This is a genomic window from Flavobacterium sp. LPB0248 (assembly GCF_013388355.1).
In the GTDB taxonomy this organism is placed as follows: domain Bacteria; phylum Bacteroidota; class Bacteroidia; order Flavobacteriales; family Flavobacteriaceae; genus Flavobacterium.
In genome coordinates this window covers 1004784-1020286 of record NZ_CP058246.1, presented here as the reverse complement: position 1 = coordinate 1020286, position 15503 = coordinate 1004784, and the positions used below count along the sequence as shown (strand labels likewise).

Below are 15503 nucleotides of genomic sequence, written 5' to 3'. Positions count from 1 at the left end.
GTCATTCCGAGGAACGAGGAATTACATTAGAAACTCCGCAAAGAATGTTATCAATCTTTGTCGAATCCCGAGTGTGATTGCTTCGCCAATTCGCTAACGCTCGTGTCCTCGTTCCTCGGAATGACAAACAATGTGGCTCGTTATGTCGGGTTTATGGTAAAAAAAATGCCAGCAAATAATGCTGGCGTTTTTAGTATATATTGTAAGCTTTAAATTATATTGCTGAGTTAACAGTTTTGATAATTCTAGCAGCAATTTTGTAAGGGTCTCCGTTTGAAGCTGGTCTTCTGTCTTCCAACCATCCTTTCCAACCTTTTTGAACAGTCATTAAAGGAATTCTGATAGAACATCCTCTGTCTGAAACTCCATAAGAGAAATCGTGGATAGAAGCAGTTTCGTGCTTACCAGTTAAACGTTGATCGTTGTAAGCTCCGTAAACTGCAATGTGCTCAGCAGTAACAGGACGGAAAGCTTCACAGATTTTCTCGTAAACTTCTTGAGAACCACATGTTCTAAGAACTGTGTTAGAGAAGTTAGCGTGCATACCAGAACCATTCCAGTCAGTATCTCCTAGAGGTTTTGGGTGATATTCAATATAGTAACCATATTTCTCAGTCAAACGATCTAATAGGTAACGAGCAACCCAGATTTCATCTCCAGCTTTTTTAGCTCCTTTAGCGAATAATTGGAATTCCCATTGTCCGCAAGCAACCTCTTGGTTGATTCCTTCAAAGTTGATTCCAGCAGCGATACACAAATCAGCATGCTCTTCAACTAATTTTCTACCGTGTGTATTTTTTCCACCTACAGAACAGTAGTACATCCCTTGTGGAGCAGGGTATCCTCCAACTGGGAAACCAAGTGGAAGTTGTGTTTTAGTATCCATGATGAAATACTCTTGTTCGAATCCAAACCAAAAATCATCATTATCATCATCAATTGTAGCTCTACCGTTAGAAGGGTGTGGTGTTCCGTCAGCATACATAACTTCGCACATTACTAACCATCCGTTGATACGAGTTGGATCTGGATAGATTGCAACTGGAACTAATAAACAGTCAGAAGAACCTCCTTCGGCTTGTCTTGTAGATGATCCATCAAATGACCAGTTTCCAAGCTCCTCTAATGTTCCTTTGAAGTTTTCGTGTTCTTCAACTTTAGTTTTACTTCTAAGATTTTGAGTTGGTTCATATCCATCTAACCAAATGTACTCTAACTTAATTTTAGCCATAATAATATAAATTAATTTTTTTGTTTTTTTTCGTTGGGTCAAATATAGATTTATTTTTTTAGTCCCAAAAATTAGGGGGCTATTTTGTTTAGCGAAGTATAATTTTTTGGATAAGCGCAATTTTGGGAGGGGTATATTTTAAAAAAAGCAATTTTAATTACCTTAAAAAAATAAATTCGTAATAATTACGGTTCATTTTTGAATTTATGGGTTAAGAAATTATGAAAAAATGTTTATTTAATCAATAATACCGTACAGTTTTGTTATATTTCTGTGATTTGAATTCATTATTCTTCGAAAAAAGCATTTTATGTTGAAAAATCATTGACTAAAAATCTAAAATTTATATTCCGAACAGGTACTTTAATTGTTTATATTTGCTGATCATTTTTTAATGAAAATTAGTACGAATTTAAAATATACATAACCATGTCAACATTACGTTTTCAAGCTTTACAACAAGCTTCTAACAGAAAGCCAGTACATTTTGAAGAAATTGGCCGAAAATCAAATCTTTTTGGTGCAAATGTGTTTAATGAAAAGGCGATGAAGCAGTATTTAACTTCAGATGCATTTAAAGGAGTAAGAGATGCTATCCAGCACGGAACTAAAATCGACAGAAAATTAGCAGATTATATTGCCATGGGAATGAAAGAGTGGGCTCTTTCTAAAGGTGTAACACATTATACACACTGGTTTCAGCCACTTACAGGAACTACTGCAGAGAAACACGATGCTTTTTTTGAAACTTCTTATGACGGAAGCGAATCTGTAGAAAAATTTGGAGGTGCACAATTGGTACAGCAAGAGCCAGATGCATCCAGTTTCCCGAATGGCGGAATCAGAAATACTTTTGAGGCAAGAGGTTATACAGCTTGGGATCCTACTTCTCCAGCTTTTATATATGGTACAACTTTATGTATTCCGACAGTATTTATTGCTTACACAGGTGAAGCTTTAGATAACAAAATACCTTTATTAAGAGCATTATCTGCAATTGACGAAGCGGCTACAGAAGTTTGTAAATATTTTGACAAAAACGTAAAAAAGGTCACAGCAACTTTAGGCTGGGAGCAGGAATATTTCTTGATTGATAAAGCTTTGGCAAATTCTCGTCCTGACTTAATGATGACAGGAAGAACCTTATTAGGACACACTTCTGCAAAAGGTCAACAATTAGACGATCATTATTTCGGATCTATTCCAACTCGAGCTCTTACTTATATGAGAGATTTAGAGCAGGAATGTATGCTATTAGGTATTCCGGTAAAAACGCGTCATAATGAAGTTGCGCCAAATCAGTTTGAGTTAGCGCCGATTTTCGAGGAAACGAATCTTGCTGTAGATCATAACTCTTTATTAATGGATGTAATGCAGAAAGTGGCAGAACGTCATGACTTTAAAGTATTATTTCACGAAAAGCCTTTTAAAGGAGTAAATGGTTCTGGAAAACACAATAACTGGTCGTTGGCTACAGATACAGGAGTTAATTTATTGAGTCCGAGCAAAACGCCAATGAGTAATTTACAGTTTTTGACTTTCTTTATTAATACAATCAAAGCGGTTAATGATAACGAAACTTTATTAAGAGCTTCTATCGCAACAGCAAGTAACGACCATAGGTTAGGAGCAAACGAAGCGCCACCAGCAATTATGTCTGTATTTATTGGGGCGCAATTGACAAAAGTTTTATCTGAATTAGAAAGCGTAACAACAGGAAAACTTTCGCCAGAAGAAAAAACAGATTTGAAATTAAATGTTGTTGGAAAAATTCCAGACGTATTATTAGACAATACAGATCGTAACAGAACTTCGCCTTTTGCTTTTACAGGAAACAAATTTGAGTTTAGAGCCGTAGGTTCAAATTCAAACTGCTCAAATGCAATGACAACTTTAAATGCAATTGTAGCTAAACAATTAATTGACTTTAAAAATGAAGTAGAAAACTTAATCGAGTCGAAAGACATGAAAAAGGATGATGCTATTTTTAATGTTTTAAGAGAATACATCAAACAATCTAAAAAGATTCTTTTTGAAGGAGACGGTTACAGTGAAGCTTGGGAAAAAGAAGCGGCAAAAAGAGGTTTAAGCAATTTTAAAACAACACCAGAAGCGATAAAAGCAAAAGTTTCGAAACAAGCTTTGACTTTGTTTGAAGAATTAGGAATCTTTAATCATGTAGAAGCAGAAGCTCGTTATGAAATCGAATTGGAAGAATACACTAAAAAAATTCAGATCGAAGGTCGTGTTTTAGGAGATATTGCAAGAAACCATGTAATTCCAACTGCAATTCGTTATCAGAATACATTAATTGATAATGTAAAAGGATTAAAAGAAATTTTCGGAAAAGACTTTGAAGCATTGGCTAAAGAGCAAATTGTTTTAATTAAAGAAATTTCGGGTCATATTGAAGGAATAAATTCTAAAGTATTGGCAATGACCAATGAAAGAAAGAAAGCCAATCAATTGACTGATGCCCAAAAAATGGCAGAAGCTTACTGTAATAAGGTAAAACCATATTTTGAAGATATCCGTAATCATTGTGATAAATTAGAATTATTGGTAGATGATGAAAGCTGGACATTGACCAAATACAGAGAATTATTGTTTACGAAATAATGCTAACGTAACAATTTGTTAAAGCCTGTCTCAATAAGACAGGCTTTTTTTTGAGATTATACTAAAAAAATGGTTTAAGAAGGGCTTTTTTGCTAGTTATACCCCTCGAAATGTAAAGAAATTGTATTAAGTATCTTTTTTCCTATGAAAATTTTGGAGCATTTTGGCAGTTCATCGAGATAGTTTTACAGTTCATCGAAAAGAGGTTAATATGTTGTAAAATAGGTATTTATACGTGAACCTCTTTTGCAGAAAGTTTTCTAATTTTGGTCATGAAGTTGAGAAAATAGGATTAAAAACCTATTTCAAATGATGTTCTGAAGCCCCCTTCCGTTCCCCCCAATTACAAACCTGCAAGTACCTACATAATAATTTGTATTAATAACCAATTAAATATATTTATTATGAAAAAAGTAATTTTAAGCATCTCCGCGATGCTGTTTGTAGGGTTTGCTGCCGTAGCGCAGAATACATCTAATGTAGGCCAAACAGGAAATGGTAACAACGGTATTGTTGGCCAAAATGGAACTTTAAACAGTTCTAAAATTACACAAGTAAACCCAGCAGGTAACCCAGCATCTGATGGAAACACATCTGAAGTTTATCAAGGTATTCAGCCAGGCTTATATCCTGCAGCAGGTAATAAAGCTGAAGTAGATCAAAACGGAAAGAAAAACGTTGCATTTGTTTCTCAAAGCAATAAAAACAACCAAGCTTACCAAACTCAAAAAGGAAATGAAAACGATGCTACAATCTGGCAAGATCAAATAGCTGGACCAGCTTCTGCACTTAACGGAGGAGACAAAGCATGGCAAACTCAAACAGGAAACAAAAATAAAGCTACCGTTGACCAAGGTACAACAGGAAATGAATATCCAACTCCTGGAGGTGTTTTCACTAATAGTCAATTAACTGCTTTAAGTACTGTAGCAATTCCATTTGCTCCTAATGGAGGTAATGAGGCTACTCAAACTCAAACTGGAGATTACAATTTGGCTTATGCAAGTCAAGGTGGTACAGGAAACAAATCTTGGCAAACTCAAACTTCTCCAGCAGGAACTACAGACGCAGCTAAAAACATTTCTAGACATTTTCAATATGGAGATGGAAATGAGTCAAAAACTGTTCAAAGTGGAATTAGAAACATTGAGAATACATTACAAATTGGAAATTTGAATACTTCTGATGTAAAACAAACTAATGCTTCTGGTGCTGGAAACCAACAAGTAGGTTTCTCTTTTGGAAATTCAAACCATATTACTGTGACTCAAACAGGACTATAAATTGGCAATTTTCTTGAGAAGAAGAATATAATAAATGAGATAGCCTTTATCTATTAACTAGGCTATCTCATTTAATTTCAACTTTAAAAAAATAAATCTAAAAAAATAGAAATGAAAATTTTCATTTTAAATATTGTATTACTCCTTATCTCCTCAGGGCTTTATGCCCAGCAGAAAGAAGATAATTCTGAGTTTAAAAACTATAGTTCATCTGTTTTTAATTCTAAAGAAACTGCTATGAGTGTAGTTTCTACCTTAGATAAAAAAGCTCAAAACGATTTGAATTTAAAACTTCAATCTGGAATACAGATACAGCAGATTGGCGATTTAAACAAAGTAAACGCAACTTTGAAATCTAATGAAGTAAAAGTTTCTGTTAAGCAAAATGGAGATGAAAATGATGTTCGATTAGATAAAACTGCAAACTCTATTACGCAAAGTGTTCTTCAGCAAGGAGATAATAACCGAATTTTTGATTATACATTCAAAACAAACTACGATATAAATATGCAGATTGTTCAAAAAGGAGACAATCAAAATATTCAAAACATTGGAACCAATTCCCTATCAAAGAATATGAAAATTACACAAACAGGAAATGGAGCCTCAATAATTCTTATAAATAAATAACAACATGTATTTTTTTAACAGACATATCACTATTCTGTTTTTACTTTTTTTTATAAAATTTTATGGACAGGTTCCACAGGATAAAATAAAAGCAAAAATAGAAATTGAAAAAATAGAGGGCAATGTAAAAATAACTGGTACAGCTGAAAATATGACAGATGTAATCAGGAGTGCAGCCTATAGATTGTCTGTGATAAAAAATAATGATAGTAATAGTAATCAGTCTAAGAATGAGCAAGTTGGTGTTTTTACCTTGCAACCAAACGAAAAACAAAAATTATCTACATCGCAGATAAATCTGCTGGATACTGATGAGGTAATTGTTATGCTTTTGTTTTATGATGAAGATAAACAAATAATAGCAAAAGATCGTGTGGTTTTGGGTGAAGAAAAAAAAAAGTTGAGCCAGTAATACTAGTCCCTGATGAAGGGTTTGAATTGCGAGGCATCATTACCGATGACACCAAAACGAAAATGGGTAAAGATTTCTATGACAAATATTATTACAAATACAATGCGATTGGAATAAATGCTAAGAAAATAGTAACCATAGGTGAAGAATATAGTTTTGCCAGAAATACAGCGATATCTATCACTATAGATAATGAGGTCATTTATGATTTTTTGGTTAGGCCAGACGACGAATATTTAGAAGCAGCTGCAGAAGAAGCTGTAAACACAACCTTTACTTATTTGAAAGAAAAAGAAAAAGAACGCAAATATTTCACTCAGTATTAATTTATTTATTAAAGACATGAAACTTATAGCAACCTTAATATTGTGTCTGCTTTTGTCTCCATTTGTAAATGCCCAGGCTTTCGTTTACAAACCTGTAAACCCTGCATTTGGCGGCGATACGTTTAACTATCAATGGCTTTTAAGCAGTGCTGAAGCTCAAAACAAGCAGAAAGATAAAACAGCTGTCACTCCTACACAAACTGATTTAGAGAAGTTTAAAGCTAATTTAAATGCTCAACTATTAAATCAGATTTCCAGTCAACTTTATAAACAGCAATTTGGAACAGATGGTATCAAAGAAGGCTCTTATACTTTCGGGAGCTTTTCGGTAGATGTATTTCCTTCATCAGAGGGTCTAACTCTGAATATTTTAGATACCAATACAGGAGAACAAACACAAGTAATTATCCCAAATCAATAATATGCGAATCCATTACTACCTATTTATTGTATTTGGGTTACTTTTTACTGGCTGCGGCGCTTATTATAACCAACCCACTGGAGTTCAAAAAGCTGTTTTGGGTGAGGGTACGCCTGCTACGTCATTATTAAAAGATCTGCCAAAGCCCAAACAGCAAGTCGTAGTTGGGGTCTATAAATTTAGAGACCAGACTGGACAATACAAACCTCAGGAAAACGGAAGCAGTTTTAGTACTGCTGTGACACAGGGAGCTACTTCTATATTGATAAAAGCGCTCGAAGATTCTAAATGGTTTATACCAATTGAGCGTGAAAATATTGGAAATTTATTGCAAGAGCGAAATCTAATTCGTGCAACCCGTCAGGAATATATAAAAGATGCAAATCCGAATGAACCGCAGCTAACACCTCTGTTATATGCTGGAGTGCTGTTGGAAGGAGGTATTGTTTCGTATGACTCTAATATTATTACTGGCGGATTTGGTGCAAGATATTTTGGCGCAGGAGCATCTGTAAAATATCGTCAGGATCGTGTAACAATTTATCTCAGAATGATTTCGACTTCAAACGGAAAAATTCTAAAATCAGTTTATATATCAAAAACTATTTTGTCACAGGCAATTGACGAAAGTCTCTTTAGATATGTCAATTTTAAAAGACTTTTGGAAGTAGAAACTGGTTACACTACCAATGAACCGGTACACATGGCCGTTACAGAAGCTATAGAAAAGGCTGTAGAATCTTTGGTTTTGGAAGGAATAAAAGATAACGTTTGGGAAGCCGATGCTCCTAAATGGGAAGTAGACAATTTGTTAAAAGCTTATGCCGAAGAAACAAAAACTGCAGATGTTACAGGACTTTACGGTCGAGTGCTTGAAAACAGAAGAAGTAAATTTGGCATTGAACTTTCTGGCGGTACTACTTTAATGGACGGAGATTATCAAGATCCGTTATTAAGACCTTTTGGACGCGGAGCCTTAAAATGGATGCTTACTCCAAGCTTTACCGTAAGTGCTTCTACCAATGTTGTAAATCTCGCTAACAAAAATTTACTTGATGTCGGTTATATTACCTACGATCTTAATATGGAATGGATCATTCTTCCAAAAGATCGCCTTACTCCATTTTTATATGGAGGTGGAGGATTTGGAATGAACCGGAAATTTGAAAATACATACGGTAAATTTCAATACGGTGCAGGATTAGAATATATGGCATCAGATCAGATAGGTATAAAATTATTTGCTGAACAAAATATTAATTTCAGTGATAATGTCGATTATATCGTTGCAGGAACCCGAGATGATTACTATTACAAATTTGGTCTAGGGCTAACTTTTTACTTTGGAAAAAAGAAAAAATAATTTGAATAGTTAATTATCAGAAATTATAACGTTGAAGTTAAATTTAAAAACAAATCAAAAATGAAGTATTTATACCAAATTGCCAGTGTACTTTTTTTATTGTTTTTGGTTTCATGCAGTGAAGAAAAAATAGGGGAACAACTTAATGATTATGGTACAATCACAGGAAAAGTTGTTTCTGGTGATACTTTTGAGCCAATGGAAAATGTGAAAATACTTTCTAGCCCAGCCACAAGTACTGTGTTTACAGATGCAGAAGGAAAGTTTACACTTTCTAATGTGAAAGTAGGAGAATATTCAGTTCAAGCTCAAAAAGATGGATATGTCGCAAAATTTGAAGCCGTTACAGTAACTAAAAATACGACCTCAGAAGTTGTTTTTGAACTCAAAAAAGCAACTGCAAACAATAAGCCGCCTACGGTTCCCGTGTTGGTTAGTCCAGTAGATAATAGTACAGGTCAGGCAGTTTCATTAGATTTAACCTGGACTGCTACTGATCCAGATAATGATGCACTTACTTTTAAGGTCACTCTTAGAAATGATAGTAATTCGGAGGTTAAAACTTTTGAAGCCATAAAAGAGAAAAAGCTTACGTTGACGGATCTTGTATACGGCATAAAATACTATTGGCAAGTCGAAGTTACCGATGGAGTTAATACACCTATATTGAGTGCAATTAGCGCTTTTTCAACTTTAAATTTTCCGGCGACAAGATATTTGTTTGTCAAACAAATTAATGATAATAATGTAATTTATACTGCAGATGATACAGGAAAGCAATATCAATTAACAGCTTCAGACAAAAATTCATGGCGACCTAGAAGAAATAATCAGGTTAAAAAAATTGCATTTATAGCGACAAATGGCTCTAGAAACGATATTTATACGATGAATTTTGACGGAACAGGTGCCAAAAAAATTACTAACTCAGTATCTATAGCAGGCTTTAATTCAGATTATATAGGGTATTCGTGGAATAGCTCGGGAAGTGCCTTAGTCTATCCTAATTTTGATAAACTGTATAAAATTAATAATGACGGAAGTGGTTTGACAAAAATATTTCAAACTCCAAATGGTAAATTTATTTCTGAATGCGATTGGAGTGCAGACGAATCAAAAATTGTATTGAAAGTAAATGATGCAAATGGTTATAATGTTGAAATATATGTTATAAATATGTCAGGCACTATAACAGACAATGTTATTTCTGGACAAACAGGAGCTTTTAGCGGATTAAATTTTTCGATAACAGGACAAAAAATAGTGTATTCTTGGGATGTTTCAGGATACGAAAATGCAAATTATCGTCAGCTTGATTCAAGAATTTTTGAATATAATTTTGCTTCAGGAACTTCTACACAAATTTTACTCGACAAAATAGTAGGGACAAACGATTTAGATGTTCGATATTCTCCAAATGAAGCTGAAGTTATTTTTGTAAATACTTCTAACGACGGAATATCAGAAAAAAAGATTTATAAAGCATTAGTTAAAAATACAACTGATAATATTAGGACATTATTGTTTTCAGGAACATCAATGCCCGATTGGGAATAAAAATAAACAGCCAAGAGCTTCATAACCAATTTTATTTCGGGAAATCGGCAGGAAATAATCTTCTGCCGATTTTTTTTAGAATCAAATAATCGAATAAGTCAAAGAATTAAAAAAAGGGATTATCTTTGCAGCACATCAACACAAACTAATTTTCATGAGTTCAGATTCTAGCAAAAGATATGCACAAAGAGGTGTTTCGGCATCAAAAGAAGACGTACATAACGCTATTAAAAATATTGACAAAGGTTTATTTCCGCAGGCATTCTGCAAAATTGTTCCAGATTATTTAACGCAAGATTCAGAACACTGTCTTATCATGCATGCTGATGGAGCTGGAACAAAATCGTCTTTGGCTTATATGTACTGGAAAGAAACTGGAGATCTTTCTGTTTGGAAAGGAATTGCTCAAGATGCCTTAATCATGAATATTGACGATTTATTATGTGTTGGTGCAACAGATAATATTTTGCTTTCTTCTACTATTGGAAGAAATAAAAATCTAATTCCTGCCGAAGTTATTTCTGCAATTATCAACGGAACAGAAGAATTAATTAACGAGTTAAAATCTTTTGGAGTTACCATTCATTCAACAGGAGGAGAAACTGCCGATGTTGGAGACGTAGTTCGTACTATTATTGTAGATTCGACTGTAACAGCAAGAATGAAACGTTCTGATGTTGTAGATAATGCAAACATTCAAGCAGGAGACGTTATTGTTGGTTTGGCTTCTTTTGGTCAGGCAACTTACGAAAAAGGATATAACGGCGGGATGGGAAGTAACGGATTAACTTCTGCACGTCACGATGTTTTCGGGAAATATTTGGCTAAAAAATATCCAGAAAGTTACGATGCAGCCGTTCCGGAAGAATTAATTTATTCAGGACAAGTAAATTTAACCGATGAGGTTGAAAACAGCCCAATAAACGCTGGCCAATTAGTGCTTTCTCCAACTAGAACTTATGCTCCAATTATCAAGAAAATTTTAGATAAATATACTCCAAAAGAAATTCACGGAATGGTGCATTGCAGTGGAGGAGCACAGACTAAAATTTTACATTTCGTAAAAGATTTACATGTTATAAAGGATAATTTATTTCCAGTTCCACCATTGTTCAAATTAATTCAAGAACAATCAAAAACAGATTGGAAAGAAATGTATCAGGTTTTCAATTGCGGTCACAGAATGGAACTTTATGTTCCTGAAAATATCGCACAAGATATTATTGAAATTTCGAAATCATTCAATGTTGATGCGCAGATTGTAGGTAGAGTAGAAGCTTCGGATTCTAAAAAGCTTACAATTACTAGCGAATACGGAAAATTTGAATATTAGTTTTAAAGTTACAAAGGTTCAAAGGTTCAGAGTTGCAAAGACTTTGAAACTTTTAAAATAATTATTAAATTTAGAGATGCATAATTGTGCATCTCTATGTTTTTAAATACAATATTATGTACGAATTACTTTTTTGGAAATATCTAGACGAAATTTACCTGAACAATCAGGAAGTTTATGAAGCGCTTGTTGAAAAACAAGAAGTTGAAGGTCTGGCTGAACTTCAAGTTGAAGTAATCGTAAATAGAATCAATTCAGTCTTTTCAGATTGGGAAAGAGTAGATGAAAACAGCTGGAAAAACCCAAAAGGGAAAGGTGCATTTCAAGTAATCACTACTCCACAAAGTATAAAAATTGACTGCTACGGAACTGAAGGAAAAACCATGAATAAATTGGTTGATATCATGGAAGAATTCAAATGTCCGCTTTACGATCCGCAAGTTCCAGAACGTTATGATGAAATGAACGAGTAAAAAATAATTGTAAATGGCGAATTATGAACAGCTATCAATCATTTACAATTTACCATTCACAATTCACAATTAAAACTACCCGTTTTTCAACAGCAAATCCTGTTCTTTTCTCATTTTAGCTAGCAATTGATCAACATGTGTTTTTATTTTCTGCGGAAGCATATTCCAATTTTGGTCTTTTTTGAAACTTCTGCAATCGTCTAAATCACATTCAACTGCGCGAATAACGTATTTTTTGTTTTTATAAACGGTAATTACTTTTACTCTTCTTATATAGCCGTCTTCAGTTCGTGTTCCATAGACAATAATAGGATCAATATATTCATCTCCATCAATATCCTTTGTACTGCAATATTTTGTCCAGAACCAGATATTAGTTTCTTTAGGGAGATTATCTTCAAGAAGATCATTTATTCTCCATTTTTCTAAAAATCCGCCGTGATCATTAATTACACAAATTGCTTGTATTTTGGTATTTAAAGTATCTTTTTTAGAAATTGTTTTTTGATTTTCGCCCAAAACCAATTCGTAAACACCACCTTTATCCTGAAATTCAAAAGCTCTATAAATAGGAAAATCAGTTATGTTTTCAAGTTCCCTTTCGTGAATCTCTTGTTTGGTCAGTTTACTGCTTCCAATTTTTTGAGAGAATGTAAATGTTGAATAAAAAGAAAGTAGAATTAAAATATACTTTTTCATGTTTGGCGTTATACTTTTAATACATCAAAGATATTTAAAACCTTTACGAGTTGCACTAAATTTATGTTTTTTAAAAACAGTATTTGTTGTACTTTTCTGCATGAAATGAAAGCAAAAAGATTTCAAAAAAATAAAGAAAACTTATAATGACTAAAACTGACTTTAAAAATCATCTTTTCGGAATATCAATTTTACTGCTCGCTTTTTCCAATAGTATAAGCGGACAGAAGAAAGCAATCGAAAAAAGAAACCTAGTTCAATACGTAGATCCAATGATTGGAACTGCAAAAATGGGGCATACCTATCCAGGAGCAACAGTTCCTTTTGGGAGTGTACAATTGAGTCCAGAAACCGATACAATTGCTTACAGTTTAAACGGAAAATATAATGGTGAAGTTTATAAGTATTGTGCGGGTTATCAGTACGAAGATAAAACGATTGTAGGTTTCAGTCACACGCACTTTAGCGGAACTGGACATTCCGATTTAGGCGATTTCTTAATTATGCCAACAACGGGAAAACTACAATTAAATCCGGGCGTGGCGTCTAAACCATTGTCTGGTTATAGATCAGCATTTTCGCATTCAACAGAAAAAGCAGAACCTGCTTATTACAGCGTTTTTCTGGAAGATCATAAAATTAAAGCAGAATTGACCGCAACCACTCGCGTTGGAATGCATCAGTACACTTTTCCAAAATCTAATGAAGCGCATATAATTTTGGATCTGACTTCGGGAATTTACAATTACGATAAAAAGAATGTCTGGACATTTGTTCGTGTAGAAAACGATACTTTGATAACAGGATATCGCCAAACAAATGGCTGGGCAAGAACTAGAACGGTTTATTTTGCAATGTCATTTAATAAGCCAATTAAAAGTTACGGACAAGCTGCTCAGGAAAAAAGCGTTTATAGAGGTTTTTGGGGAAGATTTGATCAGACTAAAAATTTTCCAGAAATGGCAGGACAAAACCTAAAATTATTTTTTGATTTTGATACCAACGAAGGAGAGAAAATCAAAATAAAGATGGCATTGTCACCAGTGAGTTCTGCTGGAGCACTTGAAAACATGAAAAAAGAAACGCCAGATTGGGATTTTGAAAAAGTAAAAAAACAAAGCCAGGAAGTTTGGAATAAAGAATTGAATAAAATTCAGATTGAAACCATTCAAAAAGAAGATCTAGTTAATTTTTATACTGCAATGTATCATGCCTTTTTGGGACCAACGGAGTACATGGATTTAGACGGAAGTTATAAAGGATTGGACATGAATGTTCACAAAGCTGAAAACTTTACGAATTATACCAGTTATTCGCTTTGGGACACGTATCGTGCGTTGCATCCATTATTTAATATTGTGCAACCCAAAAGAAACGCTGATATGGTGAGTTCCATGTTGGCACATTCAGAGCAAAGTGTTCATAAAATGCTTCCAATCTGGTCGCATTATGCCAATGAAAATTGGTGCATGATTGGTTACCATTCGGTTTCTGTAGTAGCAGATGCTATTGTAAAAGGCAATATTAGTTTTGATGCTGAAAAAGCACTTCAGGCTTGTGTTAATACTGCAAAAGTTCCATACTACGATGGATTGGAGTTTTATATGAATAAAGGATATGTTCCAGAAGACAAAAGCGGTGCTTCGGTTTCTAAAACCTTAGAATATGCTTATGATGACTGGGCAATCGCGCAAGCTGCAAAGAAATTGGGTAAAACGGAAACTTATAATGAATTCATTGAAAGGTCGAAAAATTATAAAAATGTTTACGATGAGAAAACAGGTTTTATGCGTCCGAAATTAAACGATGGAGCTTTCAAGAAAGAATTTGATCCATTAGATACACATGGACAAGGTTTTATTGAAGGGAATTCTTGGAATTATAGTTTGTACGTTCCGCAAGATCCAGCTGATATGATTCAATTGATGGGAGGAAATGAGAAATTTAAAGTTCGCTTAGATTCGTTATTCAATATGCATCTTCCAGATAAATATTTTGAAAATACTGAAGATATAACAAGAGACGGAATCATTGGAAATTATGTTCATGGAAATGAGCCTTCACACCATGTTGTCTATTTATACAATTGGACAGATTCTCCGTGGAAAGCGCAAGATAAAATTAGAATGATCTTGAAAAAAATGTACCGAAATGGCGCTGATGGATTAGGTGGAAATGACGATTTCGGGCAAATGAGTGCTTGGTATATTTTTAGCAGTTTAGGATTTTATCCTGTTGCTCCAGGTTCTGATGAATATGCATTGGGAAGTCCGTTGCTGAAAAATGCTGTTCTGAATTTAGAGAACGGAAAAACTTTTGAGGTCGAAACCGTAAACCAATCCGATAAAAATGTATTTGTGAGCAAAGTTTTGCTGAACGGAAAACAATTGGACAAACCATTTTTAAAGCATTCAGATGTTATAAATGGAGGGAAGATTACGTTTTATATGAGCAACAAGCCGAATAAAAAGGGTTATTAAGTGTCACCCTGAGCGGAGTCGAAGGGCTTTTACGATGAAAAGTGGCTTCGACTTCGCTCAGCCTGACAAAAAAAAGCCAATAAGCAAGAATAATAATAGATTCGTGAAAATTTGTGTAATTCGTGGCTAAACAACAAAAAACTTCACGAAATTTGCACTTCAAATAAAGACAATCAATATGAAGATCAATTTAAAATCAGGAATAGATAAACTGCTTTTCGGAATGAAGCAGAATGACGTAACAGCTGTTTTAGGAAAACCTGATAAAAATTATAAAGACGAAGATGATAACGTGATTTTTGTTTATAATGCACACAAAATCAGATTGACATTTTATCAGGAAGAAGATTTGAAATTAGGTTATTTAGTGGCTTCAAGTAATGATCTAGAAGTTTTCGGATTCAAATTAATCGGAAGAAAAATTGCTGATGTAAAGAAAGATTTTGCTGCAAAAGGAATTAATAAATACAATCAGGAAACTTTTGATACTTTTGAAAACTACTTCAACGAAGACAATTGGTTTATCCTTCAAACAGAATTTGATGAGGTGGTGAAGTTTGAAATTGGTGCAATTATTAATAGCAAAGACGAATTTGACTGGAAATTTCCTGTGAAGAAATAGCATATTTTTTTGTCATCCTGAGGAACGAAGGATCACACAAGAAGCTCCGCAAAG

Annotated in this window: 14 protein-coding genes; 12 read left to right on the top strand and 2 right to left on the bottom strand. The window is 34.0% G+C overall.

Going from position 1 to position 15503, the window contains the following annotated elements:
* Positions 1-214: 214 nt before the first annotated feature.
* Positions 215-1231: a glutamine synthetase beta-grasp domain-containing protein gene (locus LPB248_RS04165; protein WP_177210321.1), complete on the bottom strand. Its 1017-nt coding sequence runs from the start codon at positions 1229-1231 to the stop codon at positions 215-217.
* Positions 1232-1660: 429 nt separating this feature from the next.
* Here LPB248_RS04165 and LPB248_RS04160 point away from each other — a divergent pair, with 429 nt between their 5' ends.
* The 10 genes from LPB248_RS04160 to LPB248_RS04115 all read left to right on the top strand — a co-directional run bounded on the left by LPB248_RS04160 (position 1661) and on the right by LPB248_RS04115 (position 11648).
* The gene (locus tag LPB248_RS04160; RefSeq protein WP_177210320.1) at positions 1661-3850 is read left to right on the top strand and encodes a glutamine synthetase III; all 2190 of its coding nucleotides are present in this window, start codon (positions 1661-1663) and stop codon (positions 3848-3850) included.
* A gap of 404 nt (positions 3851-4254) precedes the next feature.
* Positions 4255-5133 (top strand): hypothetical protein, encoded by an 879-nt coding sequence (locus LPB248_RS04155; protein WP_177210319.1) that lies wholly within the window; start codon positions 4255-4257, stop codon positions 5131-5133.
* Between the two features lie 111 nt (positions 5134-5244).
* On the top strand, positions 5245-5763 hold the full coding sequence (locus LPB248_RS04150; RefSeq protein ID WP_177210318.1) for a hypothetical protein: 519 nt from the start codon (positions 5245-5247) through the stop codon (positions 5761-5763).
* A 4-nt stretch (positions 5764-5767) separates the two neighbouring features.
* Positions 5768-6175, top strand: a complete 408-nt coding sequence (gene csgH / locus LPB248_RS04145) for a curli-like amyloid fiber formation chaperone CsgH (RefSeq protein ID WP_177210317.1) — start codon at positions 5768-5770, stop codon at positions 6173-6175.
* 26 nt (positions 6176-6201) lie between these two features.
* The gene (locus LPB248_RS04140; protein ID WP_177210316.1) at positions 6202-6501 is read left to right on the top strand and encodes a CsgE family curli-type amyloid fiber assembly protein; all 300 of its coding nucleotides are present in this window, start codon (positions 6202-6204) and stop codon (positions 6499-6501) included.
* A gap of 16 nt (positions 6502-6517) precedes the next feature.
* Positions 6518-6922: a curli production assembly/transport component CsgF gene (locus tag LPB248_RS04135; protein ID WP_177210315.1), complete on the top strand. Its 405-nt coding sequence runs from the start codon at positions 6518-6520 to the stop codon at positions 6920-6922.
* Between the two features lies 1 nt (position 6923).
* The gene (locus LPB248_RS04130; protein WP_177210314.1) at positions 6924-8285 is read left to right on the top strand and encodes a CsgG/HfaB family protein; all 1362 of its coding nucleotides are present in this window, start codon (positions 6924-6926) and stop codon (positions 8283-8285) included.
* A 60-nt stretch (positions 8286-8345) separates the two neighbouring features.
* Positions 8346-9842 (top strand): carboxypeptidase regulatory-like domain-containing protein, encoded by a 1497-nt coding sequence (locus LPB248_RS04125; RefSeq protein ID WP_177210313.1) that lies wholly within the window; start codon positions 8346-8348, stop codon positions 9840-9842.
* A 154-nt stretch (positions 9843-9996) separates the two neighbouring features.
* Positions 9997-11175, top strand: coding sequence for an AIR synthase related protein (locus LPB248_RS04120; protein WP_177210312.1), 1179 nt, complete (start codon positions 9997-9999; stop codon positions 11173-11175).
* Positions 11176-11291: 116 nt separating this feature from the next.
* Complete coding sequence (locus tag LPB248_RS04115) at positions 11292-11648, top strand: hypothetical protein (RefSeq protein WP_177210311.1); 357 nt, start codon at positions 11292-11294, stop codon at positions 11646-11648.
* A 75-nt stretch (positions 11649-11723) separates the two neighbouring features.
* Here the strand turns inward: LPB248_RS04115 and LPB248_RS04110 are convergent, their stop codons facing one another.
* Positions 11724-12347 carry a M949_RS01915 family surface polysaccharide biosynthesis protein gene (locus LPB248_RS04110; protein ID WP_177210310.1) on the bottom strand — a complete coding sequence of 208 codons (624 nt, stop codon included), beginning with the start codon at positions 12345-12347 and terminating at the stop codon, positions 11724-11726.
* A 146-nt stretch (positions 12348-12493) separates the two neighbouring features.
* Here LPB248_RS04110 and LPB248_RS04105 point away from each other — a divergent pair, with 146 nt between their 5' ends.
* Positions 12494-14827 carry a GH92 family glycosyl hydrolase gene (locus tag LPB248_RS04105; RefSeq protein ID WP_177210309.1) on the top strand — a complete coding sequence of 778 codons (2334 nt, stop codon included), beginning with the start codon at positions 12494-12496 and terminating at the stop codon, positions 14825-14827.
* Between the two features lie 178 nt (positions 14828-15005).
* Positions 15006-15449 (top strand): hypothetical protein, encoded by a 444-nt coding sequence (locus LPB248_RS04100; protein WP_177210308.1) that lies wholly within the window; start codon positions 15006-15008, stop codon positions 15447-15449.
* Positions 15450-15503: the final 54 nt, after the last annotated feature.